The 26,939-nt window shown below is 45.6% G+C and carries 25 protein-coding genes and 1 tRNA gene; 19 read left to right on the forward strand and 7 right to left on the reverse strand.

Going from position 1 to position 26,939, the window contains the following annotated elements; genetic code table 11:
* Positions 1-42 precede the first annotated feature (42 nt).
* From AACV32_RS10350 to AACV32_RS10375, 6 genes are all read left to right on the forward strand, one after another.
* Positions 43-2,139, forward strand: a complete 2,097-nt coding sequence (locus AACV32_RS10350; RefSeq protein ID WP_170895007.1) for a type VI secretion system Vgr family protein — start codon at positions 43-45, stop codon at positions 2,137-2,139.
* Positions 2,139-2,669, forward strand: a complete 531-nt coding sequence (locus AACV32_RS10355; protein ID WP_094133661.1) for a DUF4123 domain-containing protein — start codon at positions 2,139-2,141, stop codon at positions 2,667-2,669. Before AACV32_RS10350 ends, AACV32_RS10355 begins: the two co-directional genes overlap by 1 nt.
* Positions 2,666-6,259, forward strand: coding sequence for a LysM peptidoglycan-binding domain-containing protein (locus AACV32_RS10360; protein WP_170895006.1), 3,594 nt, complete (start codon positions 2,666-2,668; stop codon positions 6,257-6,259). The genes AACV32_RS10355 and AACV32_RS10360 overlap by 4 nt, the downstream gene beginning before the upstream one ends.
* Positions 6,260-6,261: 2 nt before the next feature.
* The gene (locus AACV32_RS10365; RefSeq protein WP_170895005.1) at positions 6,262-7,260 is read left to right on the forward strand and encodes a sel1 repeat family protein; all 999 of its coding nucleotides are present in this window, start codon (positions 6,262-6,264) and stop codon (positions 7,258-7,260) included.
* Positions 7,261-7,457: 197 nt separating this feature from the next.
* Complete coding sequence (locus AACV32_RS10370) at positions 7,458-7,742, forward strand: type VI secretion system PAAR protein (RefSeq protein WP_094128495.1); 285 nt, start codon at positions 7,458-7,460, stop codon at positions 7,740-7,742.
* A 144-nt stretch (positions 7,743-7,886) separates the two neighbouring features.
* On the forward strand, positions 7,887-8,183 hold the full coding sequence (locus tag AACV32_RS10375) for a Dabb family protein (RefSeq protein WP_064624362.1): 297 nt from the start codon (positions 7,887-7,889) through the stop codon (positions 8,181-8,183).
* A 263-nt stretch (positions 8,184-8,446) separates the two neighbouring features.
* On the opposite strand, the gene AACV32_RS10380 is transcribed toward AACV32_RS10375, so the two are convergent.
* From AACV32_RS10380 to rpsU, 5 genes are all read right to left on the reverse strand, one after another.
* Positions 8,447-8,522 (reverse strand) — tRNA-Ile (locus AACV32_RS10380).
* A 143-nt stretch (positions 8,523-8,665) separates the two neighbouring features.
* Positions 8,666-10,522 carry an RNA polymerase sigma factor RpoD gene (gene rpoD, locus AACV32_RS10385; protein ID WP_017048929.1) on the reverse strand — a complete coding sequence of 619 codons (1,857 nt, stop codon included), beginning with the start codon at positions 10,520-10,522 and terminating at the stop codon, positions 8,666-8,668.
* A gap of 98 nt (positions 10,523-10,620) precedes the next feature.
* Positions 10,621-12,363, reverse strand: coding sequence for a DNA primase (dnaG, locus tag AACV32_RS10390; RefSeq protein ID WP_017048930.1), 1,743 nt, complete (start codon positions 12,361-12,363; stop codon positions 10,621-10,623).
* Positions 12,364-12,458: 95 nt separating this feature from the next.
* Complete coding sequence (locus AACV32_RS10395; RefSeq protein WP_010318215.1) at positions 12,459-12,902, reverse strand: GatB/YqeY domain-containing protein; 444 nt, start codon at positions 12,900-12,902, stop codon at positions 12,459-12,461.
* Between the two features lie 29 nt (positions 12,903-12,931).
* Positions 12,932-13,147: a 30S ribosomal protein S21 gene (gene rpsU / locus AACV32_RS10400; protein WP_004396009.1), complete on the reverse strand. Its 216-nt coding sequence runs from the start codon at positions 13,145-13,147 to the stop codon at positions 12,932-12,934.
* Between the two features lie 240 nt (positions 13,148-13,387).
* Between rpsU and tsaD the strand changes: the two genes are divergently transcribed.
* Together tsaD and AACV32_RS10410 are read left to right on the forward strand one after the other, a co-directional pair.
* A complete protein-coding gene (tsaD, locus tag AACV32_RS10405) occupies positions 13,388-14,404 on the forward strand; it encodes a tRNA (adenosine(37)-N6)-threonylcarbamoyltransferase complex transferase subunit TsaD (RefSeq protein ID WP_017048931.1) in 1,017 nt (338 codons plus the stop codon).
* A 135-nt stretch (positions 14,405-14,539) separates the two neighbouring features.
* Positions 14,540-15,388, forward strand: coding sequence for an alpha/beta fold hydrolase (locus AACV32_RS10410; protein WP_017048932.1), 849 nt, complete (start codon positions 14,540-14,542; stop codon positions 15,386-15,388).
* A gap of 111 nt (positions 15,389-15,499) precedes the next feature.
* Here the strand turns inward: AACV32_RS10410 and plsY are convergent, their stop codons facing one another.
* Positions 15,500-16,102 (reverse strand): glycerol-3-phosphate 1-O-acyltransferase PlsY, encoded by a 603-nt coding sequence (plsY, locus tag AACV32_RS10415; RefSeq protein WP_017048933.1) that lies wholly within the window; start codon positions 16,100-16,102, stop codon positions 15,500-15,502.
* 187 nt (positions 16,103-16,289) lie between these two features.
* Here plsY and folB point away from each other — a divergent pair, with 187 nt between their 5' ends.
* The 11 genes from folB to rpoS all read left to right on the forward strand — a co-directional run bounded on the left by folB (position 16,290) and on the right by rpoS (position 24,217).
* The gene (folB, locus tag AACV32_RS10420; protein WP_017047526.1) at positions 16,290-16,643 is read left to right on the forward strand and encodes a bifunctional dihydroneopterin aldolase/7,8-dihydroneopterin epimerase; all 354 of its coding nucleotides are present in this window, start codon (positions 16,290-16,292) and stop codon (positions 16,641-16,643) included.
* Positions 16,640-17,131 carry a 2-amino-4-hydroxy-6-hydroxymethyldihydropteridine diphosphokinase gene (gene folK / locus AACV32_RS10425; protein WP_094125538.1) on the forward strand — a complete coding sequence of 164 codons (492 nt, stop codon included), beginning with the start codon at positions 16,640-16,642 and terminating at the stop codon, positions 17,129-17,131. The genes folB and folK overlap by 4 nt, the downstream gene beginning before the upstream one ends.
* A gap of 12 nt (positions 17,132-17,143) precedes the next feature.
* A complete protein-coding gene (locus AACV32_RS10430) occupies positions 17,144-17,947 on the forward strand; it encodes an undecaprenyl-diphosphate phosphatase (RefSeq protein ID WP_013857720.1) in 804 nt (267 codons plus the stop codon).
* Between the two features lie 129 nt (positions 17,948-18,076).
* Entirely contained in the window at positions 18,077-18,358 is a 282-nt protein-coding gene (gene ftsB / locus AACV32_RS10435; protein ID WP_026027578.1) for a cell division protein FtsB, read from the forward strand.
* Positions 18,359-19,090, forward strand: coding sequence for a 2-C-methyl-D-erythritol 4-phosphate cytidylyltransferase (ispD, locus tag AACV32_RS10440; protein ID WP_010320457.1), 732 nt, complete (start codon positions 18,359-18,361; stop codon positions 19,088-19,090). It abuts the gene before it with no gap.
* Positions 19,083-19,568, forward strand: a complete 486-nt coding sequence (gene ispF, locus AACV32_RS10445; RefSeq protein WP_013857718.1) for a 2-C-methyl-D-erythritol 2,4-cyclodiphosphate synthase — start codon at positions 19,083-19,085, stop codon at positions 19,566-19,568. The genes ispD and ispF overlap by 8 nt, the downstream gene beginning before the upstream one ends.
* 154 nt (positions 19,569-19,722) lie before the next feature.
* On the forward strand, positions 19,723-20,820 hold the full coding sequence (truD, locus tag AACV32_RS10450) for a tRNA pseudouridine(13) synthase TruD (protein ID WP_170895004.1): 1,098 nt from the start codon (positions 19,723-19,725) through the stop codon (positions 20,818-20,820).
* Between the two features lie 12 nt (positions 20,821-20,832).
* Positions 20,833-21,579 carry a 5'/3'-nucleotidase SurE gene (surE, locus tag AACV32_RS10455; RefSeq protein ID WP_010320454.1) on the forward strand — a complete coding sequence of 249 codons (747 nt, stop codon included), beginning with the start codon at positions 20,833-20,835 and terminating at the stop codon, positions 21,577-21,579.
* Complete coding sequence (locus AACV32_RS10460; protein WP_013857716.1) at positions 21,579-22,205, forward strand: protein-L-isoaspartate(D-aspartate) O-methyltransferase; 627 nt, start codon at positions 21,579-21,581, stop codon at positions 22,203-22,205. The genes surE and AACV32_RS10460 overlap by 1 nt, the downstream gene beginning before the upstream one ends.
* A 5-nt stretch (positions 22,206-22,210) precedes the next feature.
* Positions 22,211-23,143, forward strand: a complete 933-nt coding sequence (nlpD, locus tag AACV32_RS10465; RefSeq protein WP_026028368.1) for a murein hydrolase activator NlpD — start codon at positions 22,211-22,213, stop codon at positions 23,141-23,143.
* A gap of 72 nt (positions 23,144-23,215) precedes the next feature.
* Positions 23,216-24,217, forward strand: coding sequence for an RNA polymerase sigma factor RpoS (gene rpoS, locus AACV32_RS10470; RefSeq protein ID WP_017047531.1), 1,002 nt, complete (start codon positions 23,216-23,218; stop codon positions 24,215-24,217).
* A gap of 132 nt (positions 24,218-24,349) precedes the next feature.
* Here rpoS and mutS read toward each other — a convergent pair whose 3' ends face one another.
* Positions 24,350-26,938, reverse strand: coding sequence for a DNA mismatch repair protein MutS (gene mutS, locus AACV32_RS10475; RefSeq protein ID WP_170895003.1), 2,589 nt, complete (start codon positions 26,936-26,938; stop codon positions 24,350-24,352).
* Between the last annotated feature and the right edge of the window lies 1 nt (position 26,939).

Below are 26,939 nucleotides of genomic sequence, written 5' to 3' on the forward strand. Positions count from 1 at the left end.
TTGCTTAAGGCTTTGCTGTTTCTAGTGTAAAGAGGATGGAAGATGGCCACGCTGAATTTTACGTTAAAGGTTGACGGGCTCGCCGACGATGCATTTGTGGTGCGAGAATACCACGGACAAGAATCCTTATCGGAGAGTGTGCTGGCTAATGGCGAGCCTTGTTATGGGTTTCGTTACCACATTGAGCTCGCAAGCCGTCAATCAACTTTGAGTGCAATCGATGTCGTCGACAAAACGGCTCAGCTAACGATTTTTCGTAATGACGGGGTGGTGCAGCGCGTGCATGGCATCGTGCGCCAGTTCAGTAAAGGCGATATTGGTCATCATCACACCTTTTATTCACTCACTTTAGTACCTGCATTAGAGCGCTTGTCGCTGCGCCAAAATAGCCGCATCTTCCAGCTTAAAACCGTACCTGAAATTCTTTCCATTGTGCTACAAGAGATGGGCATTGACGACTACGCCTTCGCACTTAAACGAGAATGTCTTCAGCGCGAATTCTGCGTACAGTACCGTGAAACCGATATCCACTTTTTACACCGCTTAGCCGCCGAAGAGGGCTTGGTCTATCACCTCCTACATGAAGAAGGTAAACATACCCTCATTTTCAGTGACGACAGTCAAAGCTTAACGAAGCTCGATACACCGATCCCTTACAATGTGCTGTCCGGTGGTATCGCTGATACGCCTTACATTTCCAACTTAATCAGCCATACGCAATCGCAAGTGGCGGAAAGCCAATTGGCGGATTACAGCTTTAAAAAACCGATTTACGGTTTTAAGCAAAGTGCACTCGGCACCGCGATGGATTACCAGCAGACCCACTATGAACATTTTGATTTCCCGGGTCGATTTAAAGACGATGAGAGCGGTAAAGCGTTTAACCAAATTCGTTTAGAGTACCTAAGAAGGCAGGCGCGTACCGCACAAGGCCAAAGCAATGAAGCGCGTTTGCAAGCCGGAACCCTGTTTGATTTGGCCGAACATTTAGACGACAGCGTGAACCGAGATTGGGTTGTGGTGCAAGTAAACCATCAAGGCCAGCAGCCGCAAGCATTAGAAGAGTCTGGCGGTAGCGGTGCAACAACCTACAGTAACCAATTTACCTTGATCCCAGCCGATGTAACGTGGCGCGCAACACCGCACACGAAGCCGCAAGTGGATGGCCCATGCATCGCCCATGTGGTTGGCCCCGATGGCGAAGAGATCTTCTGCGATGAGTATGGCCGCGTTAAACTGCATTTCCCATGGGACAGATATTCTAACGGCGATGAACACAGTTCATGTTGGGTGAGGGTGTCGCAAGGTTGGGCTGGCAGCCAATATGGCATGATGGCTATCCCAAGAATTGGCCATGAAGTGATTGTCGATTTTTTAAATGGCGATCCGGATCAACCCATCGTCACTGGCCGCGCTTATCACGCCACCAATAAAGCGCCCTACACACTGCCAGATAACAAAACCAAAACCGTACTGCGTAGTGAAACCCACCAAGGTGAAGGCTTTAATGAGCTGAGTTTTGAAGATCAAGCAGGGCAAGAGAAAATCTACCTGCATGCGCAAAAAGACTATGAAGCACTAGTGCTTAATGATGCCACCACACACATCAAACACGATAAACACCTGACAGTGGATAACGACCAGTTCAGCCACATCAAAAATAACCAACACCTAACGGTCGAGGGCGAAAGCCGTCAGAAAATAGCGTTAGATCATAGCCTTGAAGTGGGTGGTTCACTGCACCAAAAAATCGGTGAAAAAACGGTTTTTGATTCAGGTAATGAAGTGCACCTTAAAGCAGGCAATAAGTTGGTGTTAGATGCGGGTAATGAGATCACCATTAAAGCTGCGGGCAGTTTTATCAAAGTGGATGGCGGCGGCGTGTACCTAGTCGGGCCTGCGATCAACCTTAACTCCGGCGGCAGCGCAGGCAGCGGCTCGGGTTATGGCGGTGTTGTAGCGGTGTTGCCTATGGGGCTGGCAGCGTCAAGTGCGCCGGATGAAATATTGCTTGCTCCAATTTCTGCATCAATGACCAGCCTATTACCAGCGTTGGCTACATTAGATTTACCCATCACAGAGCTATGTCAAAAGAAGGCTGATGGCAGTTGTCCAAAACCTAATTGTGAGTGTGTCTGATGAAGAGCGATGATAACCAATATTTGCTTGTGGTTGATGCACTTAGAGTGACCGATGCCAAACAAATTTGTACACAAGACAATAACGAGTGGGGGCCTCTTTATTTGGGAACGGAGTGGCAACCACAATTGGAAAACAGCCCCATCTGGGTCAAAGTGACACCAGATGATCCTTTATGGCAGTTGTGGGAAAATGACCAAACTTGGGCAACGAGCGCCGTGATATTCGTATATTCTGATAACCAAGAGCTCAACGATATTGTCACCTCATTGCAGAATAACATTACCGCGCTAAGCGCGGATGGGCGTTTATTTCTGCTGCGCTTTTATTCTCCTTACACTCTATCAGTTATCGCAAAATATGGTGATGAGGCGGTCACTAATGCTGTTTTAGGCGCTGCTCGTTCGGCTTGTTTATCACCGCTTATTTCTCAGGAGTACGGGATGGAGAACGTTCAACATACCCGTTTCAATAGCCAGCAAACTCCGCTTTCACTTCCTAGCGCACTTATTGAGGAATTATTGCAATGAGCTCCCATATAATTCAACCCGGTGATACGCTCTCTGTATTAGCCAAACGTTACAATACCGATATCAAGACTTTACAGCGGTTGAATGCCCAACAGATCAAAGATATTGATCTCATTTACAACGGTAATACTTTGGTTTTACCGGAAGTCTACGATTTGGCTAGTGGTGAGCGAGAGGCTAAGCAAATCTTATCCAATGATCTGCTTACTCTCTCTGAATGCAGTGTTCCGCAATTTGTCGATGCTTTATATGTTCCAGAGCATCCGAATACCAGAAAACAGATGCTGATATTGCTTACCGAAGAGGCCAAAAAATATGTGCTTGAAGATAACCAGCGTTGTAAGGCCGCTTTGCAAGGGGATAAAGAAACCGTTCTTAAGCAGCTCACTAAACTGGGTGTGATGGATCAATTCAATAGCATCGCCCATGAAGCTTTTTTAAAGCATATTGATGAGCAAAAAGCCAAGGATTACCGAGAAGCGCTGTTGGAACACATGGCCTTATCCTACTGTTACCAAAACGATGTACTGCAATTTCCTTTAGACAATGAGCGTATAGGGCTCAGTAGTATCAATTCACGTCAGCAAAAAATTGAAGAACGATATGAAGACGCATTACGTGATATTGAACAACGTTCCCAAGGTTCAAACTGGCTTCCCATCGGAGGAATGATGGGAGAAATCATGTTAACTAAAGATGCGATTGCCGGAGCTGATAATCACCGAGTTGCACAACTCAAAAAATTACAGAAGTCTCTGATAAAGCAGCTCGAAAAAAGCATTCAACGCTTTGAAAAAGAGGCGATGGATTTTGCTGCCAAAACGAGCCTTGAGGAGCAAGGTAAACATTACCAATTTTCTGATAAGCATGCCTATTACACCTCAAACGTTGAGCTTGAAATTTATAATGCATTAGAAACCATCAAAAAAGAACGTAAAAAGCTTGGGTTATGTGACTATATCGACAGCGCAGATTTAACCATTTCCACCGCAATACCCTCATTAAAAGCCGCGTATGAAAGTTATCAGTATTGGCAAGGCACTGCGCATACGGTTTTAAATCGTCTAATGAGTCAAAGAGGCTATTGGAACCCTAGGGCTTTTTTCACTAGTACTAAGAGTGATAACCGACTGCAGAATCCTGATTTTTATGCTGCGGTGTACCATCTTAATCAGACCGGAACGGTACTTAAAGAGCAGTGCTTAACGGAAGATGAACTCTTTAAAGGCTGGGAGCAGGTAGAGCAAGTAAGGATTGCGATTAAAGAGCAGCGCGCCAGTATTGCTGATTTACAAAAGTTGTTGAATAGCATTGAGCGGCAGACGCCCATTGATAATGCAATGGGGTATTATTGCGTTTATGTACTGAACTTGCTTTTACTGCAAGAGGTCGCGCTGCGAGTAGAAAATTTTGCTGAGCGGTTGGGGGAGAATGCGCAGTACGCTCAATACGTTAAAAGTTTATTGCGCTACGCGGAAGCGGCGCAGCAACGTCGTGAAAGTCTCTTGGCACTGGCCACTCAAAATGTCAACTCCCCCCACTGGGATTACTTGAAAAGAGACATTACCTTTATCGGCGATGTTCCAGTTTGGGATGATTCATCCCGTACGGTATTGGTCCGCGAAACTCACTGGCAACCCCAAAACCTCAATAACCAGATTTTTGCCAATAGTGGTATTAATCAGCGAACCGTAGTGGAATGTGCCCTCTCTTCTGATCCAAAGACCGCGCTTTATATCTTGTCTGATAGCCCTGTGCTTTCTTCCAATGTGTCTGAAAATAAAAAATGTACCTCGGTGATTTCGTTAAACCTAGCGACATTAGCTGCACGGGAGAAAGGCAAAATCACGGCAGGACTCAAAAAGGCACTGGGCAGTGAATCGGTATTGAAAAGTCTGAAATTTGAGAAAACGGCAACATGGGCTAACGTTGAAGACATTGTTTTCCCTTGGCAAATGAAAGACTTTCAAAGTGTGATGTTTGGTATTAATACCGCTTACGAAACCAGCGGTGGCGCACAGTTTGCTCGTTATGTTTATAGCGCTGAGGCGAAAGTTGATCATGAACTGATCAAAGCCGATTCCTCTACGCTAGTGAAAGTTGAACTTAAGGCGGGTTTGACATTAGCCAGTGCTGAACGCAGCTTCACGATACGATTCCCTAATTCGGGGTCCTTACCATTAGATATTCCGTATCGTGTCAGAGAGAGTAACGAACGTCGAATCAAAAATATAGGCACGGCCGTCTTAGTGATTGAGGGTAAAGTCTATGGCGTATTAGGAGCCAGCCTCAAGTTGGGGACGGAACTGCATATTGGCAATGTCGAAGAATCTCGTGCGGGATTTGGAGCCCAACAAGTCAAGCCACTTGGCATCAAGGGGACGGTACCGAATAGAGCGGATTACAGCTCTTACGCTGTATCATCATTGGGGACACGCGGCAGCAATGACAATGCCATTGGAGCTGGTATTAAAGCGGAAGCCTCTGTTTTTGCTGGTCTTGAAGCGGGCGGTATGCTGAGCTGCAAATACGATTGGACAAAAGATCTAAAATCGCCACCGCAAAACCTGTTTAAAGTCAGCCAAGATTTTAAAATGAGCCTAGGCATTGGCTATGAAGGTGTGTTGCAATGCACTTTTCAAAATGGCCGCTTTATTTTTATCACGGCGCTGGGTGCCAGTACTGGACTGGGGATTGGGGGTAAGTTTGCCACCGAACTTAACCCAGCGGCTGCGAACGATTTTTTCGCCGCTTTACTCGCGGTGATGCAAAATTCGGGCTTCCAACGTTTTGAATTTTTCGATGAATCAGGAGAGGTGAATACCTTTGCTGCGTTTAACACAATATTGACCGTGGCGGCGGCTTTTGGTCTTACGGTTGGGCAAGTGATGATGTTACCCTTTAACATCATCAGCAATATGGAAAAGCAAGCCAGTGATAAAGATAACGCTTATTTTGTGGCGAACTTTTTACTCTCGGAGGAGCATCAACGAGAAAACCAACAGTGGATCGCCAATATGCCCGCTGAAACGTTAGCTAAGCTATTGTCGGTACTGATCCATTACAATGATATTCCGGTATTTACCCTTTTTAAGGATACTTCTCTTGAGCGAGATAACGCAGCCACTCGCAATGAAAATCAACGTAAGGCGATCAACCAAATATTACTCTGGTTAGGGGGTGAAAAGGCCAATCAAAGTGGTATGCGCCGTTTTGAAAATGCGCTGCAGCGCATGGGGCTAGCAGATCCTACTCAATTAGATAAAGCCGAGCAGTGGTCGCGTTACGCAAAAAATGTATTAAGTTTACGTGATTTCTTTAGCAAAGCCTTTTCTCAACCTTATGAAAATCCGAAAGATACAAATAAAGCCACATATATGGATGAGGTACACCGTGATTATCGATCATTTCGAAAATCGATGTTGCGGTTAACAGAGCAACATAAAATTTTAGAAAAAACCACGCTGAGCTCTGCGCGCCGAGCCCGTTTAAGTACCGAATACATCGCACTGCCTACCAGTGATAAGGAGCAACTTGAATCTTTAAAAGCTAGTGGCTATCGACTTGTTAATTGGTTACCAGAGAAATAAACATGAAAAAAATTATTGTTATCTGCTTAATGTTGTTAAACAGCGCAGTTTGGGCTATGGCACCTATCGAGCAGGGAATTCGCTTATTTAATCAAAAAGAGTATCAACAAGCTCAGCAAACTTTTCAGCAGCAATCGGATGCTGGTAGTGCTTATGCGACGTTTTGGTTAGGGGTGACCCAGTACAAAAACCGCCAGCACTTTGAGGCGGGACAAACCTTTTTACAAGCGGCGGAGATGGGCGACCCATGGGCGATGGGGGTTCTGGGTGATGTGAATCTTTATGCTAATAACCCTTGTAAGTTCCTTGGTTGGTCCTGTGATGAGAAATGGTTAACGAAAGCCAAGCAGGGATGGAAAGTACTGGCTGAAAACGGTAATGGCAAAGCTGAATTTGCTTATAGTTCTACAAGTCGAGATTGGTGGGAATATATTCCGTTTTATCGTCAGAGCCGATATCAAGAAATTGCTATTAGAGGGACGAGTAATGGGGGCTATCGATTCTTAGATCACAATATCTATTGGGATTCATTTGAAGACAAGCTACCGTACCTCAAGCTCGCTGCTAACCAAGGTTATGCACCTGCAATGGTTTCTCTTTATTATACTCAATTATACGATGGTGATATTGAGGGGGCGCTGAAGTGGATTAATAAAGCTATTCAACTTGGTTATCCTGCTGCAGCTAGGGTTTTATTTCTTGCCTATGACTTAGGCAAAAAAGATAAGCAAGGAAATCAAGTGATTAGGCCTAATCCTCAAAAAGCCTATTACTATAATAAATTAAGTGGGGCATTAGGGGGCGAAGAGGAGACTAGTTCTATTATCAGCACTCGTTTGATTAAAGATGGCTTACCTGTTTCGGATGAAAATGGTGAACCTGTGTTTGAAATTCTCGTTACTGAGCAAGAGCAAGCGGAAATAGATAAACAAGTGGCTGAATTTGTAAAAGACATTAAGCCTAATCTGTTTTTGGATGAAACGTCGATAAATCTGTTCTAATTCATCTGTACTTATGGTGGTGCGTTATTGGTCTTACTGTGGTTTTGATGAATACGTCGCCTTTCTGCATAGCGAAATTCATCGAAGTTAATGGCAAATTCATAGCCTACACGGCAAAAGCATAAACTACCTAAACCCTTAGGGTAAAAACAACATCGCAACAAGCTTAATCAACGAATCTGATAAGGAGCAAATCAATGGCAAATGGTGCATTAGTAGGAGATATCGGATCCGATCATGATGGTTTTCCTCCTACGCCGATCACCGCTGGGTCACCGACGGTCAAAATTGATGGCAAAGCAGTGGCAAGGCAGGGCGACCCGCTAGAGCCTCATGACAAACCGAACAACCCAAGCCACCCACGTGTAATTAAAGGGGGATCGGGTAGCGTTATGATTGATGGCAAGCCTGCTGCGCGAGTCGGTGATGCCGTTGACTGCGGTGGTGTAATTATTGGTGGTTCATCGGTCAATATCGGTTAAGGTTGTAACCTATTTGAGATATAAAGCGGCGCTTCAAACCTTGAGTGCCGCTTTATTGTTTTAAGCACAGCAGCTTTAGCAATAGTGAGCCAGCGTTATCCCTCTTTATGAAAAGAAATTCTACAGACAGAAACGGAGCGAACAATGATCCGCCATATCTTATTAATCAAATTCAAACCACAAGCTCAGCCTGCCGACATCCAACAGCTCAAGTCACTGTTTGAAGCCATGCCAGAGAAAATTGAGGGGGTCGCTGCGGTTGAGTGGGGCGTGAACGACAGCCCAGAAGGCAAAAACCAAGGTTATACTCACAGCGTTTTAATGACATTTACCGATGAGCAAGGACGCCAAAATTATCTACCTCATCCAGAGCATAACGTGCTAAAGGATGTCTTTCGTCCTTTGCTCGAAGAGATCATCGTTTTCGATTATTCGATTTAGTTACAAGCCGGTAATCCTAGAGGCGCTCACCCCATGTTGGGTGGGATGGACTCTAGATTCTTTAGCTTGTTTGGCTTGAGTGTTAGCTAAGGAGCTATTCTTTTCGTCATGATGTACCACCAGAACAGTCGATATTTAGTCGTTAGTACATTCGATGGTACATTAAATCATTGATGTCACAAGAGACTATGAATGCTGAATAATTTGGTACATATTGATTTAATTGGCTTTGTAGGTTTTGACGGATGTTATCGGAGAGAAAGTGGTGGCCCCTCCCAGACTTGAACTGGGGACCAATCGATTATGAGTCGACTGCTCTAACCACTGAGCTAAGGGGCCAAATTAGGTGTGTGATTATAGGGGATGGAGTTATGAGTGTCTACCCGCAAAATAGGGTAAATGCGCTTAGTTTTTATCCACTTAAACCATGAGATACAAAAAAGGTGAGCTTGTGCTCACCTTTTAGATTGGATAGGTTGCGATTACTCGTCTAGGAAGCTGCGCAATGTTTCAGAGCGGCTTGGGTGACGCAGTTTACGCAGTGCTTTCGCTTCAATTTGGCGGATACGCTCACGCGTTACGTCAAACTGCTTACCAACTTCTTCTAGCGTATGGTCTGTATTCATATCAATACCGAAACGCATACGCAGTACTTTCGCTTCACGAGGGGTTAGGCCAGCAAGAACGTCACGAGTCGCTGCTCTTAGGCTGGTGGCCGTAGCAGAATCAAGTGGTAGTTCAAGGGTTGTATCCTCGATAAAGTCACCAAGATGCGAATCTTCGTCGTCACCGATAGGTGTCTCCATAGAGATTGGCTCTTTAGCAATTTTCAGTACTTTACGAATTTTATCTTCTGGCATTTGCATGCGTTCTGCCAATTCTTCTGGCAGAGGCTCACGGCCCATCTCTTGCAGCATCTGACGTGAAATTCGATTCAGTTTGTTGATCGTTTCGATCATGTGCACTGGAATACGAATAGTACGTGCTTGGTCTGCAATTGAACGTGTGATAGCTTGGCGAATCCACCAAGTGGCGTAAGTTGAGAACTTATAACCACGGCGGTATTCAAACTTATCTACCGCTTTCATCAGGCCGATATTACCTTCTTGGATAAGATCCAAGAACTGCAGGCCACGGTTGGTGTATTTCTTCGCGATAGAAATAACCAGACGCAAGTTTGCTTCAACCATCTCTTTTTTCGCTCGACGAGCTTTCGCTTCACCGATAGACATGCGACGGCTGATGTCTTTAATGTTTTGTACATTCAAAGACGTTTCTTCTTCGATCATTTTCAATTTATGAATTGAACGACGAATGTCTTCTTCTTGCTGTCTGATTTTTTCTGCATAAGGTTTTTCTGAAGCGAGTACTTCATCTAACCATGCATCGCTTGATTCATTGCCAGTGAATAAGGCAATGAATGATTTCTTAGGCATTTTACCGTATTCGACCGCAGCTCTCATGATCAGACGTTCTTGAGTACGAACACGATCCATAGAGGTGCGAAGCTTGTTGACTAGGTAGTCAAATTGCTTTGGCGTGAGTCGGAATTCACGGAAAATATCCAACATCAACTCGGTGGCTTGGGCGGCTTTATTGCTGTCATAGCCATGCTCATTTTTCGCGAGTTGAAGATTTTGATACTTGTTGCGTAGTTCGGTGAATTTTTCTAGCGCAAGCTCAGGGTCGATTCCTGCATCTTCTTCAGAGTCAGTATCTTCGCTGTCGTTATCGTCGTCATCATCGAGGTCGTCTTCATCAGCAAGGTCAGCGCTAGCAAGCTCTGAACCGATATGGGTCGCTGTTGGGGCGTTCGTTGCATCTGAGTCAGGATCAACAAAACCTGAGATCAGGTCTGTTAAACGAAGTTCTTCAGCAAGAACTTTGTCAAATTGCTCTAAGATGTATGGAATGGTGCCTGGATATTCAGCCACTGCGCGTTGAACTTGGTTAATACCATCTTCAATACGCTTAGCGATATCAATTTCACCTTCGCGAGTCAGCAGTTCTACGGTACCCATTTCGCGCATATACATGCGCACAGGGTCGGTAGTACGACCAATTTCGCTTTCTACACTGGATAATGCAGCGGCTGCAGCTTCGGCAGCATCCTCATCGGTGATTGCGTTGTCATCATTTAGAGCAAGATCATCGGCATCAGGGGCAGTTTCTACCACCTTAATGCCCATGTCATTGATCATCTGAATGATATCTTCTACCTGCTCGGAATCTACGATTTCTGCTGGTAGGTGGTCATTTACTTCGGCGTAGGTCAGATAGCCTTGCTCTTTGCCTTTAATGACAAGTAGTTTTAGCTGTGACTGCGGATTTTGATCCATAGACGGTATCCAACTTCATATCTGGTGAAGGAATTAGTATGCGAAATGCAAACCACATATACTAACAAATTTATTCATTGCTGACTATTTAAACTGGGTTACGCTTTCAAGTCTTTCATTAAGTCTTGAAGCTCCCGTCTCTCTTCGGCTGATAAACCGACGCTTCTTTCTTTTGCCTGCAGGTTTTCAATTTGCTTTTCGATGCATTGAGCCAATATTTTGTCCAATGAATCTAAAAATAGTTCTTCTTGGTTGTCTTCAACAAGTGGAATTTCCCAACTTGCGAGGCGAGACAGAAGGGTCTCGTTTTTATTACCGCGCCAGTGTTCAAGCAATTGGCCTGTAGTAATATTGGGGTACTCTTGACAATTCTCAAGTACCTCAATTAATAAACTTAAACCGGGTATGGGCAAGGATTGAACGCTGGAAATATCAGGCACCATTTCAGCATAGCTTGGATTTTGAATAAGCAAAGCGATCACTTCACGCATCGGTGTGCGTTTGAGCTCTTTGTGTGGCTGTGAGCGGTGTTTGTCTGATTCTGGCAGTGATGGCTTTTTATAAATCCCAGTTTTTTGCCCTAATATTTTGAGCAATTGCGCTTGTAGAGATGTGTCTGGCACTTTATTAATCAGTGGTAATGCCAGCGCCTCAAGCGCTGCTTTCCCTTCGTTATTACCGACATCAACTTGTGACAGTAGGTTGGTAAATAGGTATTTGGATAAGGGTTCTGCATCTTGCACTAACTGTTCAAAGGCCGCTTTTCCATGGGTTCTGATGTAGCTATCTGGGTCTTCACCATCAGGTAAAAACAGAAATTTAAGAATATTGCCACTTTTGAGATAACTCAACGCATTTTCCAGTGCGCGCCACGCCGCTTCTCGTCCTGCTCGGTCACCATCATAGCAACAGACCACCGTATTGGTTTGGCGAAAAAGCAGTTGCAGGTGATCGCCAGTAGTTGAGGTTCCTAGCGAAGCAACCGAGTAGTCCACTCCATATTGCGCCAGAGCCACCACATCCATATAACCTTCAACAACTAATATTTGCGGTGGTTCACGATAGGCTTGCATGACATCGTATAGGCCATACAGCTCTTTACCTTTATGGAAAATGGGAGTTTCTGGTGAGTTCAGGTATTTTGGCGTTCCATCACCAGTAACGCGTCCACCAAAGCCGATCACTCGTCCGCGGCGGTCGCGAATGGGAAACATAATACGTCCACGAAAACGATCGTAGCGGTTGCCTTTGTCATTTTCGATCAACATGCCGCCAGTGACGAGCATCTCTTGGCTTTCTTGTTGCTGACCGAAGTTTTTGCGCACTAAATCCCATTCGTCAGCGATATAGCCAATACCAAATTTCTGCACGATTTCGCCAGAAAGACCGCGATCTTTCAGATACTCGATGGCATGACGATTACCCGGAACTTTGAGTTGGTTGCGGTAAAACTGCGCAATGCTGCCCATTAAGTCATAAAGGGTGCGTTTTTCTTCACTATTGGCTTTAGGGGCTGATGAGAAATGGCCACTAGAGCGTTGCTCTCGGGGAACTTCTAGCCCCACAAAAGAAGCCAATTCTTCGATGGCCTCGACGAATTCAAGGCGTTCATATTCCATCATGAAGTCGATGGCGTTGCCATGCACGCCACAACCAAAGCAGTGATAGAACTGTTTTTCTTGGCTTACACTAAATGAGGGCGTTTTTTCATTATGAAATGGGCAGCAAGCACCGTAGTTCTTACCTTTTTTCTTAAGTTTCACACGTGCGTCTATGATGTCGACAATATCAAGTCGAGCAAGGAGATCATCAATAAAACTGCGAGGGATGTGTCCTGCCATAAAACCTAAAAGAAAAGATTAAAACGAATGATTAGATACAAACAAGCCGTGCGTTCCAGAGGATAGCACGGCTTGATGCAATTTGATGCGGGCATTTAAGCGAGTTTAGTTCGAACTAATCCGCTGACTTTACCCATATCTGCACGCCCTTGAATTTGCGGTTTCAAGACAGCCATCACTTTCCCCATGTCTTGCATGCCAGCAGCAGCGGACTGGGTGATCGCATCATCAATTAATGCGCTCACTTCATCATCGCTCAACGGCTGAGGCATAAATGCCTCAAGGATAGTGATTTCTGCTTGCTCTGCATCTGCGAGATCTTGACGATTGGCAGCTTCATATTGAGCGACAGAGTCGCGACGCTGTTTAACCATTTTTACCATCACAGCAAGAATATCGTCGTCGTTCAGAGTGATCTGCTCGTCGACTTCTCGTTGTTTGATCGCGGATAAGGCTAAACGAATAGTGCCAAGGCGTACTTTATCCTTGGCTTTCATCGCTAATTTTTGCTCTTCTTTGAGGATATCAATTAGAGCCATAACTCTCGTTCCTTAATGGAAAAAGGTTATTAGTACAGGCGAACGCGACGTGCGTTTTCGCGAGCTAGCTTCTTAGCGTGACGCTTTTGAGCTGCTGCTTTAGCGCGTTTGCGAACGGTAGTTGGTTTTTCATAGTGCTCACGACGACGCACTTCAGAAAGGATACCTGCTTTTTCGCAAGAGCGCTTGAAACGACGTAATGCAACATCGAACGGTTCGTTTTCACGTACTTTAACTATTGGCATATGCCTTTCACCTCAGGGGTTATTCGTTAACGCTGATATTTTGAGGCTTAAACCACAAGATTTCTTGTCTGTTTGCTCGGTTATCAGCTTGATCAAAAATGGTGCGGAATTTTAATCCGATCGCAATAGCTTTGTAAAGCACTTTGTCGATTATAGTCTGTACAAAATTTGTTTACGGAGCCAAGGCGGGGTAACATGGCGGCCATTTCCAATTGTTGATGAAAGCGTGCTGAGAAAATTATGCGCATTATTGGTATTGAAACCTCGTGTGACGAGACTGGCATCGCCATTTATGACGAAGAGAAAGGCTTACTTTCTCATCAATTGTACAGCCAAGTAAAACTGCACGCCGATTACGGCGGTGTGGTGCCGGAGCTTGCTTCTAGAGACCATGTTAAAAAGACCATTCCACTGATAAAAGCAGCGATGGCTGAAGCGAATTTGACGCCTGCGGATATTGATGGCGTGGCTTACACCGCAGGTCCTGGTTTAGTGGGTGCGCTGCTTGTTGGCGCGACGATTGGCCGTAGTTTGGCTTATGCGTGGAATGTGCCTGCGGTGCCTGTTCACCATATGGAAGGGCACCTTTTAGCTCCGATGCTTGAAGATAATCCGCCTCCGTTTCCGTTTGTGGCCGTATTGGTTTCCGGTGGTCATTCCATGATGGTGGAGGTGAAAGGGATTGGTGAATATAAGATCCTCGGAGAGTCTATTGATGACGCGGCCGGTGAGGCGTTTGATAAAACCGCGAAGCTGATGGGGCTTGATTATCCCGGGGGGCCATTGTTGGCTCGTTTGGCTGAAAAAGGAACGCCAGGGCGTTTTAAGTTTCCGCGTCCGATGACGGATCGACCAGGGTTAGACATGAGTTTCTCTGGTTTAAAAACATTTACAGCCAATACGATTGCAGCTAATGAGAATGATGATCAGACCCGAGCGGATATTGCGTATGCCTTTCAAGAGGCGGTGTGTGGCACTTTAGTGATTAAGTGCAAACGCGCCCTTGAGCAAACTGGCATGAAACGCATTGTTATTGCCGGTGGCGTGAGTGCCAATAAGCAGTTACGCGCAGAGCTTGGCGCACTGGCGAAAAAAATTGGTGGCGAAGTGTATTACCCGCGTACTGAGTTTTGTACCGACAACGGTGCAATGATTGCTTATGCGGGTATGCAGCGTTTAAAAAATGGTGAAACAGTCGATTTAGCGGTGCAGGCAACACCTCGCTGGCCGATTGATCAACTTAAATCCATTATTTAGCGGGTGTCGCAACGGCCTCTTTTTAGAGGCCGTTTTGTTCTTTGGTACTTCCGTTTCTGTGGCGTTCTGTATTGATTTTAATTAGCCATTGCTTACATTCTGCTCTGAGCTGTTATCGCTCATATCAATGCTACAATGCCAACCTACTTTACTAATATTGGATTCACAATGAAGACATTTGTTATTGATGATTGCCAGATGCGCTATTTGGATCAAGGGCAAGGTGAAGTGCTTGTTTTCGGTCACAGTTATCTGTGGGACAGCGCAATGTGGGCACCTCAGGTGGAAGCGTTGAGTCAACACTACCGCTGTATCGTGCCTGATTTATGGGCGCATGGTCAGTCAGATTTTGCACCGTCATCCATGAACACACTGAAAGATTATGCTCAGCATATTTTGGCTTTGATGGACCACTTATCGATTGAGCAGTTTTCTATCATTGGTCTTTCTGTAGGCGGAATGTGGGGGGCTGAGTTAGCCGTTCTTGCGCCTGCGCGCGTGAAATCATTAGTGATGATGGATACCTTTGTTGGTCTAGAGCCTGAAGTCAGCCATACAAAATATTTTGCCATGCTCGATGCGATTGCGGCGATGCAGCAAGTGCCAGCACCGATTGTTGATGCAGTTGTACCGATGTTTTTTGCAAAAGATTGCGAGCAGCAATCTCCGGCATTAGTGGCTGGATTCAAGCAACATTTATCGGCGCTTACTGGTCAACAAGCGGTGGAAGTGGCTCGGTTGGGGAAAATGATCTTCGGTCGTCGTGACATGATTGAAGAGGTGGAGCAATTGAGGTTGCCAGTGCTGATTGCAGCTGGCGCTGAAGATATGCCTCGTCCGCCTCTTGAGGCTTACTTAATGAATGATGCCATTCACGGCAGTGAGTTAGAGGTTATTGCTAATGCTGGACATATCAGTAACTTAGAGCAACCTGAATACGTTACCGCCATGTTGACCCGTTTCTTGAAAAAAGCGCTTAGCTAGTCTTCCCTTATTAGCGGGCCATGCTTAATCAAAAAAGGCTTCGTAAGAGGCCTTTTACTTATTCGTCATTGACGTTATTTGCAAGCGGGTTTATCCATCATCCAAGCTAGCTCAAGAACCAAGCGTTTTTTTCTCACCCACTTTCGGCTCTGTGCCAGCCAATAACCGTTTAATATTTTGGTGATGACGAAACACGATAAGGCAGCATAGCATTGCTACCGGTAAGGTATATTGCGGTTTGATCAACCAAGTGTAGAACGGAGCGAGCAGCACGGTAACCAAAGCCGCTAAGGATGAATAGCGAAATAAAAATGCAACGCTGATCCAAGTCAATATGATAAGTGCGGTGAGATCTAAACCGATCGGTGCGATTGCTCCCAGTGCTGTTGCAACACCTTTTCCGCCTTTAAAATGAAAGAAAATAGGATACATATGGCCAAGGCAAGCGGCGATGGCGACTAGGCCCAATAGAATGGGGTCAATCCCCAAATAGTAGCTGCCCCATACGGGAATAGTACCTTTGAGCATGTCACACAGCAGTACCGCGATGGCGGCTTTTTTTCCACCAATGCGTAATACGTTAGTTGCACCGGGGTTATTTGAGCCCATATTGCGAGGATCGGGCAGGCGTAATAAACGGCAGATCAACACCGCACTTGAGATCGAACCCAGTAAATAGGCAGAAATGATCATTATCAGTGCGAGTGGTGTCATAAGTACCTCTGCAGTGGAAATGCCCTAAAGCAAGTTCACAAGCCATTGTTAACCATGATGAAAAGCAAAAAAATGTTTTGGATTTCGCATCTCGACTCAGTTTGGGTATATGATATCGCGATTAGGCAAAATAGTACGATTTTTTACGTAATTAGGGTATCCGACCTCTAGAGGAAGAGACGCAAAAATGGACAAAGTCTTTATTGAACAGCTGACGGTAATTACGACCATTGGCGTGTATGATTGGGAACAAGAGATTAAGCAGAAGTTGGTGCTCGACATCGAAATGGCGCACGACAATCAACCCGCAGGTAAAAGTGATGATGTGAGCGATGCATTAGACTACGCACAAGTGAGTCAAGCGGTGATCGCACATATTGAAAATGGTCGCTTTTTATTGGTAGAGCGTGTTGCAGAAGAAGTAGCAGAGCTTCTGATGCAGCGTTTTTCCGTTCCTTGGGTTAAAATTCGCTTAGCAAAGCCCGGCGCGGTAGCACAGGCATCCAGTGTTGGCGTTATCATTGAACGAGGCCATGCATGACGACGGTCTATGTTGGCGTCGGTTCTAATATTGAAAGACGCAAACATATCGAAGTGGCCATCGAGGAATTGTCGACCATCGGAAATCATCTACAGATCTCGACCATTTACGAATGTGCATCGGTTGGTTTCAATAGTGCGGCTTTTTATAATTTAGTCGTTGCGCTGGAAACAAGGCTTTCGTTGAGTGATTTCGTGGCGCAACTTCGAGCGATTGAATCTCGATGGGGGCGCGACCCGCAGGCGAAAAAATTTCAAGATCGCACCTTAGATCTCGATATCATCTTGTTTGGTGAAGAAATTTCAGCGCAAGATCCTGAACTGCCACGCAGTGATATCTTTAAATATCCATTTGTCATACAACCACTTTACGATTTGTCACCGGAACGGATCGTTCCCAATGATGGTCGTAGTGTGCGTCAAATATGGCAACAGGCGATCAACTTAGAATCGCTCACCCCTGTCAAACTTTGGTTTGACATTAATTAATAAGAGTCAGTAATGAGTTATTTAGAAGCGTTTTTTTTGGCTTTGATTCAAGGCTTAACCGAATTTTTACCTATCTCCAGCTCCGCCCATTTAATTTTGCCTTCAGCCATTTTAGGCTGGGAAGATCAAGGTCTTGCCTTTGATGTGGCGGTGCATGTCGGCACATTAGCTGCCGTGGTTATCTATTTTAGGAAAGAAGTCGTGACTTTACTGCGCGCTTTTTTTGCCTCGATTTTTAAAGGCGAGCGCAGTAAAGAATCGAAACTGGCATGGATGATCGTACTAGCAACCATTCCTGCCTGTATTTTCGGCTTTTTTATGAAAGATATTGTTGAACTCTACCTACGCAGTGCTTGGGTGATAGCAACCACCACTATTATTTTTGGTCTATTACTGTGGTATGTCGATAAAAACGCTCCATTAGCGGATGATGAATACCAAGCCGATTGGAAAAAATCGCTGATGATTGGTTTGGCACAAGCAGTTGCGGTGATCCCCGGTACCTCTCGCTCAGGAGCGACCATCACTGCGGCGTTGTATCTTGGTTTTACTCGTGAAGCGGCCGCGCGTTTTTCTTTCTTGATGTCGATTCCTATCATTGTTTTGGCGGGTGGCTATTTAGGGTTAAAGCTGGTGACCAGTGGCGAACCTGTGCATTTTGGTTTCTTAACAACGGGTATCCTGACCTCCTTTATCAGTGCTTATATTTGTATCCATTTCTTCTTAAAACTGATTTCTAAAATGGGTATGACTCCGTTTGTCATTTACCGTTTAATTCTGGGTGGCGGCTTATTTGCGTTCCTAATGATGAGTTAAATAAAGGCTTGTGGTATAAATAGCCATCATTTTCGTGCTGTGTTAGAGCGTCACTTTTTTTAAACAGCACGCTTTGTTTATCGTTTACGTTCTCTTTCATAGTGAACGTTTTGAATGGTTATAGATGTGATGCGACTTTTTGCGGTGACATTGGCGTTATTATTCGGTTTATTACAGTACGATTTGTGGCTCGGTAAAAATGGCATTGCTGATTATCGAACCATTGTCGATGAAATTGACGTGCAGCAACAAGTAAACGAAAACCTAACGCTACGAAATTCGGAAATGTTCGTCGAAATTGATGATTTACGACAAGGATTGGACGCGATTGAAGAGCGAGCACGTCATGAATTAGGAATGATAAAAGAAGGTGAAACTTTCTATCGATTGGTCGGTGAGGATAGTCAATAAATGCCGCACAGTACGCTTTCTCTTACCGCGATTGTACCGGCTGCTGGTGTTGGCAGCCGAATGCAAGCGGATCGTCCGAAACAGTATTTAACCATACACAACAAAACCGTTCTTGAACACACAATAGCGACGCTGCTCGCGCACCCTAATATTGATCGCGTTGTTGTCGCCGTCAGTGACGATGATCCTTACTATTTTGCTCTGCCATTAGCCACTAACCCCAATGTTATTCGTGTCAGCGGTGGTCAAGAGCGAGCCGACTCGGTGCTCTCGGCGCTGCAATATGTTTTAGCTAATTCCCTAGGTGAATGGGTTCTCGTGCATGATGCAGCGCGGCCTTGTCTTACTTTTGCAGATATTGACCGATTGATTACGACGGCTAAAGAGCATCCAGTAGGTGCGATTTTAGCTGCACCTGTTCGAGACACAATGAAGCGTGCTGATGGCGAAAACAACATTGATCATACCGTTGATCGCGTCGCATTATGGCATGCACTCACCCCCCAGATGTTTAGAGCCAAGCCGCTTTTTGAGGCTTTGTCGGACGCGTTAGATCAGCAAGTCATCATCACCGATGAAGCATCCGCAATGGAGTGGCAAGGGTTACATCCAGCGTTGGTCGCTGGGCGGGCGGATAATCTAAAAATTACGCAACCCGAAGATCTCGCTTTAGCTGAGTTTTACTTAGGTCGTACTTCCTCACTAGCCGCAATAGGAAATAACCATGATTAGAATTGGCCACGGTTTTGATGTTCATAAATTTGGCGGTGAAGGCCCAGTCATCATTGGGGGAATTGCCGTTCCTTATGAACAAGGCTTAATTGCTCATTCCGATGGTGATGTCGCCTTGCATGCTTTAAGTGATGCGCTGCTTGGCGCGATTGCCGCAGGTGATATTGGCCGCCATTTCCCCGATACTGATGATAAATGGAAAGGGGCAGATAGCCGTGAATTATTGAAAGATGTCTATCGCCGTGTGAAAGCGCAAGGCTACCGTTTAGGAAATGCCGACGTCACCATTATCGCGCAAGCGCCGAAGATGGCGCCGTATATTGAAGCGATGTGCGCTGCCATTGCGCAAGATCTTGAAACGACGCTAGATAATATTAACGTCAAAGCAACCACAACCGAGCGCCTTGGTTTCACTGGGCGCAAAGAAGGTATTGCTTGCGAAGCGGTTGTCTTATTGATCAAATGTACTACAGATTAAATGCACGGTTGATCAAAGCATAATATCGCCTTAATAAAACGACCCAAATTGAAGAGGTAATGGCAATTCACTTGCCTCTCCTTCTATGTGAAAACACGTTATTGATGGACTACCGCCAACGAATGGCACGCTCAGTAACGCGCAATAGCGGCTCATGCGTCGCTGTTTTTATTATTACCGCCAACTCGCGTCAGCGACGGATGAAAACATGTCAGATATATTATCTTCATTGGCTTACCTTTGTGGTAAACCAGCCGCTAAAGCCAAAATAAAAGCCAAGCCAGAGCACTTTAAAGTGATTGAAGACTTAGGATTCGAACTGGCAGGAAGTGGTGAACACTTAATGGTTCATATTCGTAAAACTGGTGAAAATACCAGTTTTGTGGTCAATGAATTGGCTAAAGCATGTGGTGTGAAATCAAAAGATGTGAGTTGGGCTGGTCTGAAAGATCGTCATGCGGTTACGCAGCAGTGGCTCAGTGTACATTTACCAAAAGGTGAGACGCCAGATTTCACCGAGTTTTTGGCTCAATATCCGAGCATCGAAATTCTGGAAACTACGCGTCACAATAAAAAGTTGCGCCCCGGAGATTTAGTCGGCAATCATTTTGAAATCACGCTTTCTGAAGTCACCGACACCGCCGAAGTAGTGACGCGATTAGAGCACATTGCCACGCACGGTGTGCCTAATTATTTTGGTAGCCAACGTTTTGGCAATCACGGCAATAACCTCAGTGAAGCGCGTCGCTGGGGAAAAGAGAACGTGCGTTCACGTAACCAAAATCAGCGCAGTTTGTATCTTTCGGCGGCCCGTTCGTGGATTTTCAACCAAATTGTCTCTGCCCGTATCGAGCAAGATAAGTTACACCAATTTATCGAAGGAGATATCGCACTTGAGGGAGAGAAAACGACCTTAGTTACCTTGGCGAATCTTACCGATCTCAATAACAAACTGGCATTGAATGAAGTGCAAATAAGTGCTGCTTTGGCGGGCGATAACGGATTACCGACGCAAGGTGAGGCTTTAGATTTAGAACAAGTTCACCTTGATGCTGAACCTGACTTGATGGCACTGATCCGCAGCAATCGTATGCGTCATGAGCGCCGGGCGGTGATGCTTAAGCCTCAGAATCTTTCTTGGACAGTTGAACAAGACAATGTGACGTTACGTTTTGATTTAGATGCAGGAAGTTTTGCTACCTCAGTCATTCGCGAATTGGTTGAAGAGATAGCGGTTGAACGCGAGTTCTAAGGAAAAAACTCGATGAAGATTTTATTAAGCAATGATGATGGTGTATACGCGCAAGGTTTAAATACCCTAGCACGCGCGCTGGCGGATCTCGCTGAGATCGTGATTGTCGCGCCGGATCGTAATCGGTCAGGAGCCTCCAATTCGCTGACATTAGAGCAGCCGCTTCGTGTGGATCTCATTGCACCCAATACCTATTCAGTGCAAGGCACACCAACCGATTGTGTGCATTTTGCACTCAATGAACTGCTCAAAGATGATCTGCCTGATTTGGTGCTGACAGGCATCAATCATGGTGCGAATTTGGGCGATGACGTGCTCTATTCGGGCACGGTTGCGGCGGCGATGGAAGGGCACTTTCTTGGGGTGCAAGCGATCGCGTTTTCACTGGTCGGGACGGCTAATTTTACTACGGCAGCGCAGATAGCGCGCCAGTTGGTCGAACAGCATCTCAATGCCCCGATCCCAACCAATCGATTATTGAATGTGAACGTACCAGATCGTCCATTTGAGGAGTTAGCGGGTATTCAAGTGACGCGTTTAGGTGCTCGCCATCACGCAGAAAGTATGATTAAGCAGAAAGATCCTCGTGGGCATGATATTTATTGGTTAGGTCCTCCGGGTAAAGAGCAAGATGCAGGGCAAGGTACTGATTTCTATGCGATTGAGCATGGCTATGTCTCCTTGACGCCGTTGCAGGTTGATCTCACGGCTCATGAGTCACTGCCAAGTATGGATAACTGGTTGAAGGAAAAAGGGTAATGGCCAATCCACATGCCGACAGATTAATTGAATTTCTGATCGCGAATGGTATCCAAGATCAAACCGTTTTGGATGCCATTCATTGTTTGCCAAGAGAAAGCTTTGTTTCTCAGGCGATGATGCATCAAGCCTATGACAACAATGCCTTGCCGATAGGCCAAGGACAAACGATTTCACAACCTTACATTGTGGCAAAAATGACGCAGCTTTTAGAACTTGAGCCGCAGAGTAAGGTCTTAGAAATTGGCACAGGATCGGGTTATCAAACCGCTGTGCTTGCCCAGTTGGTTGAGCACGTGTATTCGATTGAACGGATCAAGTCATTACAGTGGGACGCGAAGCGTCGTTTAAAGCAACTTGATATTTATAACGTCTCCACTAAGCATGGTGATGGCTGGTTGGGCTGGGATGCTAAAGCTCCTTTTGATGCGATCATTGTTACGGCAGCGGCCGAATTTGTCCCAAATGCGCTGCTTGATCAGCTTGCGGAAGGTGGCCGTTTAGTGATCCCTGTCGGCAGTAGTGAGCAACAGTTATTGAAAATAGTTCGCCAAGGCGATGATTTTATTTCTAACACCATTGAGATGGTGCGTTTTGTTCCTTTAGTTGCCGGTGATTTAGCTTAGTGATGATGAGTAACCTAAGAAACAGAGTAATAATGGTGCTAATGAGTAGCGTCCTTATCGGATGTGCTGCTCATACTCCTGCACCCGTTTCTGGGCTCAATAAAGACTATAATGCCATTCCTCGTGGTAGTTATCGCGGCAGTTTTTACGAAGTGCAAAAAGGCGATACGCTCTATTTTATATCTTATGTCACAGATAAAAATGTAAACGACTTGATCCGTTTCAATAATTTAAAAAAACCTTACACCATTCATCCCGGTCAAAAACTCAAATTATGGATCCCCAATTACACGCCTCCTGCTTATGGTGGTAATGGTGTAACAGAAGTCATTGTGGCTGCAACCCCTTCGAGCACAATGGCTGGCTTAGTTTCCCCCCCAATGGTTGTAGACGGAGTGAGTAAAAACTCTAATCAAAATAGTGGATCTAATGCCGCAAGTTCTTCGACCAAAGTCGCAAAAAAAGATCCTCCTAAGGTAGTTGAACAATCGAAATCAAAAGAGTATGTTGATTCAAAAGGTAAGCAAAATGTTAATGCTAATGTAACCTTTGCTAAACCAAAAGATGATAAAGTTTCAAAATGGTTATGGCCGACACAAGGGAGAATAATTAAAAACTTTTCAGCAGGCGATCAAGGAAATAAAGGGATCGATATCGCAGGACAGCGTGGTCAATCCATTTTATCAACAGCTGCAGGAACCGTTGTCTATTCGGGAAATGCATTAAGAGGTTACGGCAATCTTGTGATTGTTAAACATAACGATAACTACCTCAGTGCTTATGCTCATAACGATCGGTTACTGGTAAAAGAAGGACAAAGTGTTAAAGCTGGCCAAAAAATAGCAACCATGGGTAGCTCAGGAACCAGCAGTGTTCGTTTACACTTTGAAATTCGTTATCAAGGTAAGTCGGTGAATCCAAAACGCTACTTACCGTAAACATACTTGAAAGAGTCATGTAGCGACATTAGAAAGTAGTAATGTCTTGCTAGCTCGCCAGGGGGAGGCGCTATGAGTATCAGCAATGCAGTAACGAAAGTCGAAGAGTTTGAAGACCAAGAGATCATGGATTCGATTGAGGTTGATGAAGAACTCACCACCACTAAAAGCCAAAGCGATGACGATGTTCAAATCGAAGATGCCAAAGAAGGATTTGATGCGTCAACAAAAAGCTTAGATGCAACACAGATGTATCTTAGCGAGATTGGTTTTTCTCCATTATTAACAGCCCAAGAAGAAGTACTTTATGCTCGTCGTTCACTGAGAGGCGATGAAGCTGCTCGTAAACGCATGATCGAAAGTAACTTACGTTTGGTCGTTAAAATTTCTCGCCGTTATGGTAATCGTGGCTTAGCTTTACTCGATCTAATTGAAGAGGGTAATTTAGGCTTGATCCGCGCGGTAGAAAAATTTGATCCAGAACGTGGCTTTAGATTCTCAACCTATGCTACTTGGTGGATCCGTCAAACCATTGAACGTGCATTAATGAACCAAACACGCACTATCCGTTTGCCAATTCACGTCGTTAAAGAGTTGAATATCTACCTTCGCACGGCTCGCGAGCTATCGCAGAAGTTAGATCATGAACCTACCGCAGAAGAAATTGCGTTCCAACTGGATAAGCCAGTAGAAGATGTCAGTAAAATGCTGCGTCTGAACGAGCGTATCAGTTCTGTTGATACACCGATTGGCGGCGATGGTGACAAAGCACTACTCGATATCATCCCAGATGCGAACAACTCTGATCCTGAAATTTCTACGCAAGATGATGATATCCGTGAATCACTACTGAATTGGTTAGATGAACTGAACCCAAAACAAAAAGAGGTACTTGCACGCCGTTTTGGGCTATTAGGTTATGAACCGTCCACCTTAGAAGAGGTAGGCCGCGAAATTAACTTAACCCGTGAACGAGTTCGTCAAATTCAAGTGGAAGGCCTACGTCGTTTGAGAGAGATCTTGGTTAAACAAGGCTTGAACATGGAAGCGCTGTTTAATGTTGAATACGACTAAAGGTTGGTTCAACAAGACCTTGATTCATAAAACCATTGATTCATAAAACCGTTGATTTATAAAACTATTGCATAAAAGCACAAAAGGCACCGATTTTAAATCGATGCCTTTTTTATTTGTAATATCAGATTGTTACATTAGCTTCTTCAAGCGATAAAGTGCTTCTAACGCTTGGCGAGGCGTTAGATCGTCAGGATCAATAGCTGCTAATGCCTGTTCGACTTCGCTTGGGTCTGGGATCAAACTGAGTTGATTAGCAATATCTACGGTTGAGCTTTTGCTGCCATTGGGCTGCTGTTGACTCAATAACTCGAGCTGCGACAGTTTAGCGCGCGCGTTTTTGATCACTGTTTTAGGCACGCCAGCAAGACCTGCCACTGCTAGGCCGTAAGATTTACTTGCCGCCCCTTCTTGAACCGCATGCATAAAGGCAATGCTATCGCCATGTTCCACGGCATCTAAATGCACGTTGGCTAAGTGAGGTAGCTGGTTTGGCAGCTCGGTCAGTTCAAAATAATGAGTGGCAAATAGCGTTAGCGCGCCAATTTGGCTTGCGAGCCATTGTGCACTTGCCCAAGCCAGTGATAACCCATCATAGGTACTGGTGCCGCGGCCAATTTCATCCATCAATACCAAGCTATTTTGTGTCGCATTATGCAAAATGTTGGCAGTTTCGGTCATTTCAACCATGAAAGTAGAGCGCCCAGAGGCGAGATCGTCCGATGCACCAATACGGGTGAAGATGCGGTCAATCGAACCGATGCGTGCCGCTTCCGCTGGCACATAGCAACCGATATGCGCTAATAAAGTAATCAATGCGGTTTGGCGCATGTAGGTCGATTTACCGCCCATGTTAGGCCCAGTAATGATCAACATTTTTCGTTGCGGATTGAGCTCAATTGGGTTGGCAATGAAGGGGTCATTCATCACTTGCTCAACGACAGGGTGACGGCCCGCTTGGATATGGATCGCTGGCTCTTTACTCAAGGTCGGGCGACAGTAATCTAAGCTTTCAGCGCGCTCGGCAAGGTTTTGCAACACATCGAGCTGCGATAGCGAAGATGCAAGGTTTTGCATCTGCTCTAAATGAGGCAACAATAAGTCAAATAACTCTTCCCAAAGCTGCTTTTCCACTGCCAGTGCTTTTGATTTCGAGTTGAGCACTTTATCTTCATGCGCTTTTAGCTCGGCAATAATATAACGCTCGGCATTTTTCAGCGTTTGGCGGCGCACATAGTGGGGAGGAACAAGGTGACTCTGGCCACGGCTGACTTGAATGTAGAAACCGTGAATCGCATTGTAGCCGACTTTTAGCGTATCAATGCCGTGACGTTCGCGCTCTTCAGCTTCTAATTGATTCAAGTATTCGGTTGCGCCGTTGGCTAAATCACGCCATTCATCCAGTTCGGCGCTGTAGCCATCGGCAATCACGCCACCATCACGAATCACAACTGGTGGGTTGTCTTTGATCGCTCGCTCAAGCAGTGTGCACAGCTCATCCAATGGCTGTACATGATGAGTTAACTGAACTAAGTGGGGTTGCGACAAGGGTTGCAGTATTTCACTGAGCTGCGGCAATTGCTGCATCGCATGTCGCAGGCGTGCTAAGTCTCTTGGGCGAGCGGAACGCAATGCCAAACGAGCAAGAATACGTTCAATATCGCCAATCTGTTTCAGCACTGGTTGTAATTCACTAAACAGAGCAAGCTGTTTCAACTCGCCGATCGCATCAAGGCGTTGATTCAGCGTATCAATACAGCGCATCGGTTGGTGTAACCAGCGTTTAAGCATGCGGCTGCCCATTGGGGTGGCGCAATGATCGAGCACTTCCGCTAAGGTGTTATCAAAGCCACCGGACAAGTTCTGCGTGATCTCTAAATTACGGCGCGTGGCGGCATCTAAGATCACCGAGTGATCTTGGCGATCAAACGTCAGTGAACGAATATGAGGCAGTGCAGTGCGCTGCGTATCTTTCACGTATTGAATCAAGCAGCCAGCGGCGCATAAGCCCAGTTTAGCCTGTTCTACGCCAAAACCGACCAAATCACGCGTACCAAATTGTTGGTTCAACTGCTGTTTTGCTGTCTCTAACTCAAATTCCCAAATAGGGCGGCGACGGTTTCCTTTGCGATTGCCCATTAAAGTGACTGGCGTGAAATCTTCAGGGAAGAGCAGTTCGCGCGGTGCGGTGCGTTGCAGTTCGGCGGCCATCGCCTCTTCGGTTTCTGGCTCACTCAGTTGGAAGCGCCCTGAAGTGATGTCTAAGGTTGCGTAGCCAAAGCGACCATCGTGGTGGTAGATGGCAGCAATTAAGTTATCGACTCGCTCAGAGAGCAAGGCTTCATCCGTGACCGTACCGGGCGTGACAATCCGCACCACTTTACGCTCAACGGGGCCTTTGCTGGTGGCAGGATCGCCAATTTGTTCACAAATCGCGACGGATTCGCCCTGTTGTACCAATTTTGCTAAGTAACCTTCCACTGCGTGATAGGGAACGCCCGCCATTGGAATAGGCTCACCCGCAGAAGCACCGCGTTTGGTGAGTGATATTTCCAGCAATTGCGATGCGCGTTTTGCATCATCGTAAAACAGCTCGTAGAAATCGCCCATCCGATAAAAGAGCAGAATATCGGGGTTTTCCGCTTTCAATTGCAGATATTGCCGCATCATCGGGGTGTGCTGTGGTGAAGACTCGGCGGAAGATGCGCTGGATTTGCTCATG

This window comes from Vibrio sp. B7 (genome assembly GCF_963888765.1).
GTDB lineage: Bacteria > Pseudomonadota > Gammaproteobacteria > Enterobacterales > Vibrionaceae > Vibrio > Vibrio anguillarum.

What these genes read in the sequence shown, in the direction of transcription:
- ftsB (WP_026027578.1), top strand. Translation starts at nt 18,077, where the DNA reads ATGCGACTTTTTGCGGTGACATTGGCGTTATTATTCGGTTTATTACAG.
- plsY (WP_017048933.1), bottom strand. Translation starts at nt 16,102, where the DNA reads ATGACACCACTCGCACTGATAATGATCATTTCTGCCTATTTACTGGGT.
- mutS (WP_170895003.1), bottom strand. Translation starts at nt 26,938, where the DNA reads ATGAGCAAATCCAGCGCATCTTCCGCCGAGTCTTCACCACAGCACACC.
- AACV32_RS10355 (WP_094133661.1), top strand. Translation starts at nt 2,139, where the DNA reads ATGAAGAGCGATGATAACCAATATTTGCTTGTGGTTGATGCACTTAGA.
- surE (WP_010320454.1), top strand. Translation starts at nt 20,833, where the DNA reads ATGAAGATTTTATTAAGCAATGATGATGGTGTATACGCGCAAGGTTTA.
- folK (WP_094125538.1), top strand. Translation starts at nt 16,640, where the DNA reads ATGACGACGGTCTATGTTGGCGTCGGTTCTAATATTGAAAGACGCAAA.
- rpsU (WP_004396009.1), bottom strand. Translation starts at nt 13,147, where the DNA reads ATGCCAATAGTTAAAGTACGTGAAAACGAACCGTTCGATGTTGCATTA.
- AACV32_RS10360 (WP_170895006.1), top strand. Translation starts at nt 2,666, where the DNA reads ATGAGCTCCCATATAATTCAACCCGGTGATACGCTCTCTGTATTAGCC.
- AACV32_RS10395 (WP_010318215.1), bottom strand. Translation starts at nt 12,902, where the DNA reads ATGGCTCTAATTGATATCCTCAAAGAAGAGCAAAAATTAGCGATGAAA.
- AACV32_RS10370 (WP_094128495.1), top strand. Translation starts at nt 7,458, where the DNA reads ATGGCAAATGGTGCATTAGTAGGAGATATCGGATCCGATCATGATGGT.
- AACV32_RS10410 (WP_017048932.1), top strand. Translation starts at nt 14,540, where the DNA reads ATGCCAACCTACTTTACTAATATTGGATTCACAATGAAGACATTTGTT.
- tsaD (WP_017048931.1), top strand. Translation starts at nt 13,388, where the DNA reads ATGCGCATTATTGGTATTGAAACCTCGTGTGACGAGACTGGCATCGCC.
- dnaG (WP_017048930.1), bottom strand. Translation starts at nt 12,363, where the DNA reads ATGGCAGGACACATCCCTCGCAGTTTTATTGATGATCTCCTTGCTCGA.
- ispF (WP_013857718.1), top strand. Translation starts at nt 19,083, where the DNA reads ATGATTAGAATTGGCCACGGTTTTGATGTTCATAAATTTGGCGGTGAA.
- AACV32_RS10430 (WP_013857720.1), top strand. Translation starts at nt 17,144, where the DNA reads ATGAGTTATTTAGAAGCGTTTTTTTTGGCTTTGATTCAAGGCTTAACC.
- ispD (WP_010320457.1), top strand. Translation starts at nt 18,359, where the DNA reads ATGCCGCACAGTACGCTTTCTCTTACCGCGATTGTACCGGCTGCTGGT.
- AACV32_RS10350 (WP_170895007.1), top strand. Translation starts at nt 43, where the DNA reads ATGGCCACGCTGAATTTTACGTTAAAGGTTGACGGGCTCGCCGACGAT.
- AACV32_RS10365 (WP_170895005.1), top strand. Translation starts at nt 6,262, where the DNA reads ATGAAAAAAATTATTGTTATCTGCTTAATGTTGTTAAACAGCGCAGTT.
- nlpD (WP_026028368.1), top strand. Translation starts at nt 22,211, where the DNA reads ATGAGTAACCTAAGAAACAGAGTAATAATGGTGCTAATGAGTAGCGTC.
- rpoS (WP_017047531.1), top strand. Translation starts at nt 23,216, where the DNA reads ATGAGTATCAGCAATGCAGTAACGAAAGTCGAAGAGTTTGAAGACCAA.
- rpoD (WP_017048929.1), bottom strand. Translation starts at nt 10,522, where the DNA reads ATGGATCAAAATCCGCAGTCACAGCTAAAACTACTTGTCATTAAAGGC.
- truD (WP_170895004.1), top strand. Translation starts at nt 19,723, where the DNA reads ATGCGTCGCTGTTTTTATTATTACCGCCAACTCGCGTCAGCGACGGAT.
- AACV32_RS10375 (WP_064624362.1), top strand. Translation starts at nt 7,887, where the DNA reads ATGATCCGCCATATCTTATTAATCAAATTCAAACCACAAGCTCAGCCT.
- AACV32_RS10460 (WP_013857716.1), top strand. Translation starts at nt 21,579, where the DNA reads ATGGCCAATCCACATGCCGACAGATTAATTGAATTTCTGATCGCGAAT.
- folB (WP_017047526.1), top strand. Translation starts at nt 16,290, where the DNA reads ATGGACAAAGTCTTTATTGAACAGCTGACGGTAATTACGACCATTGGC.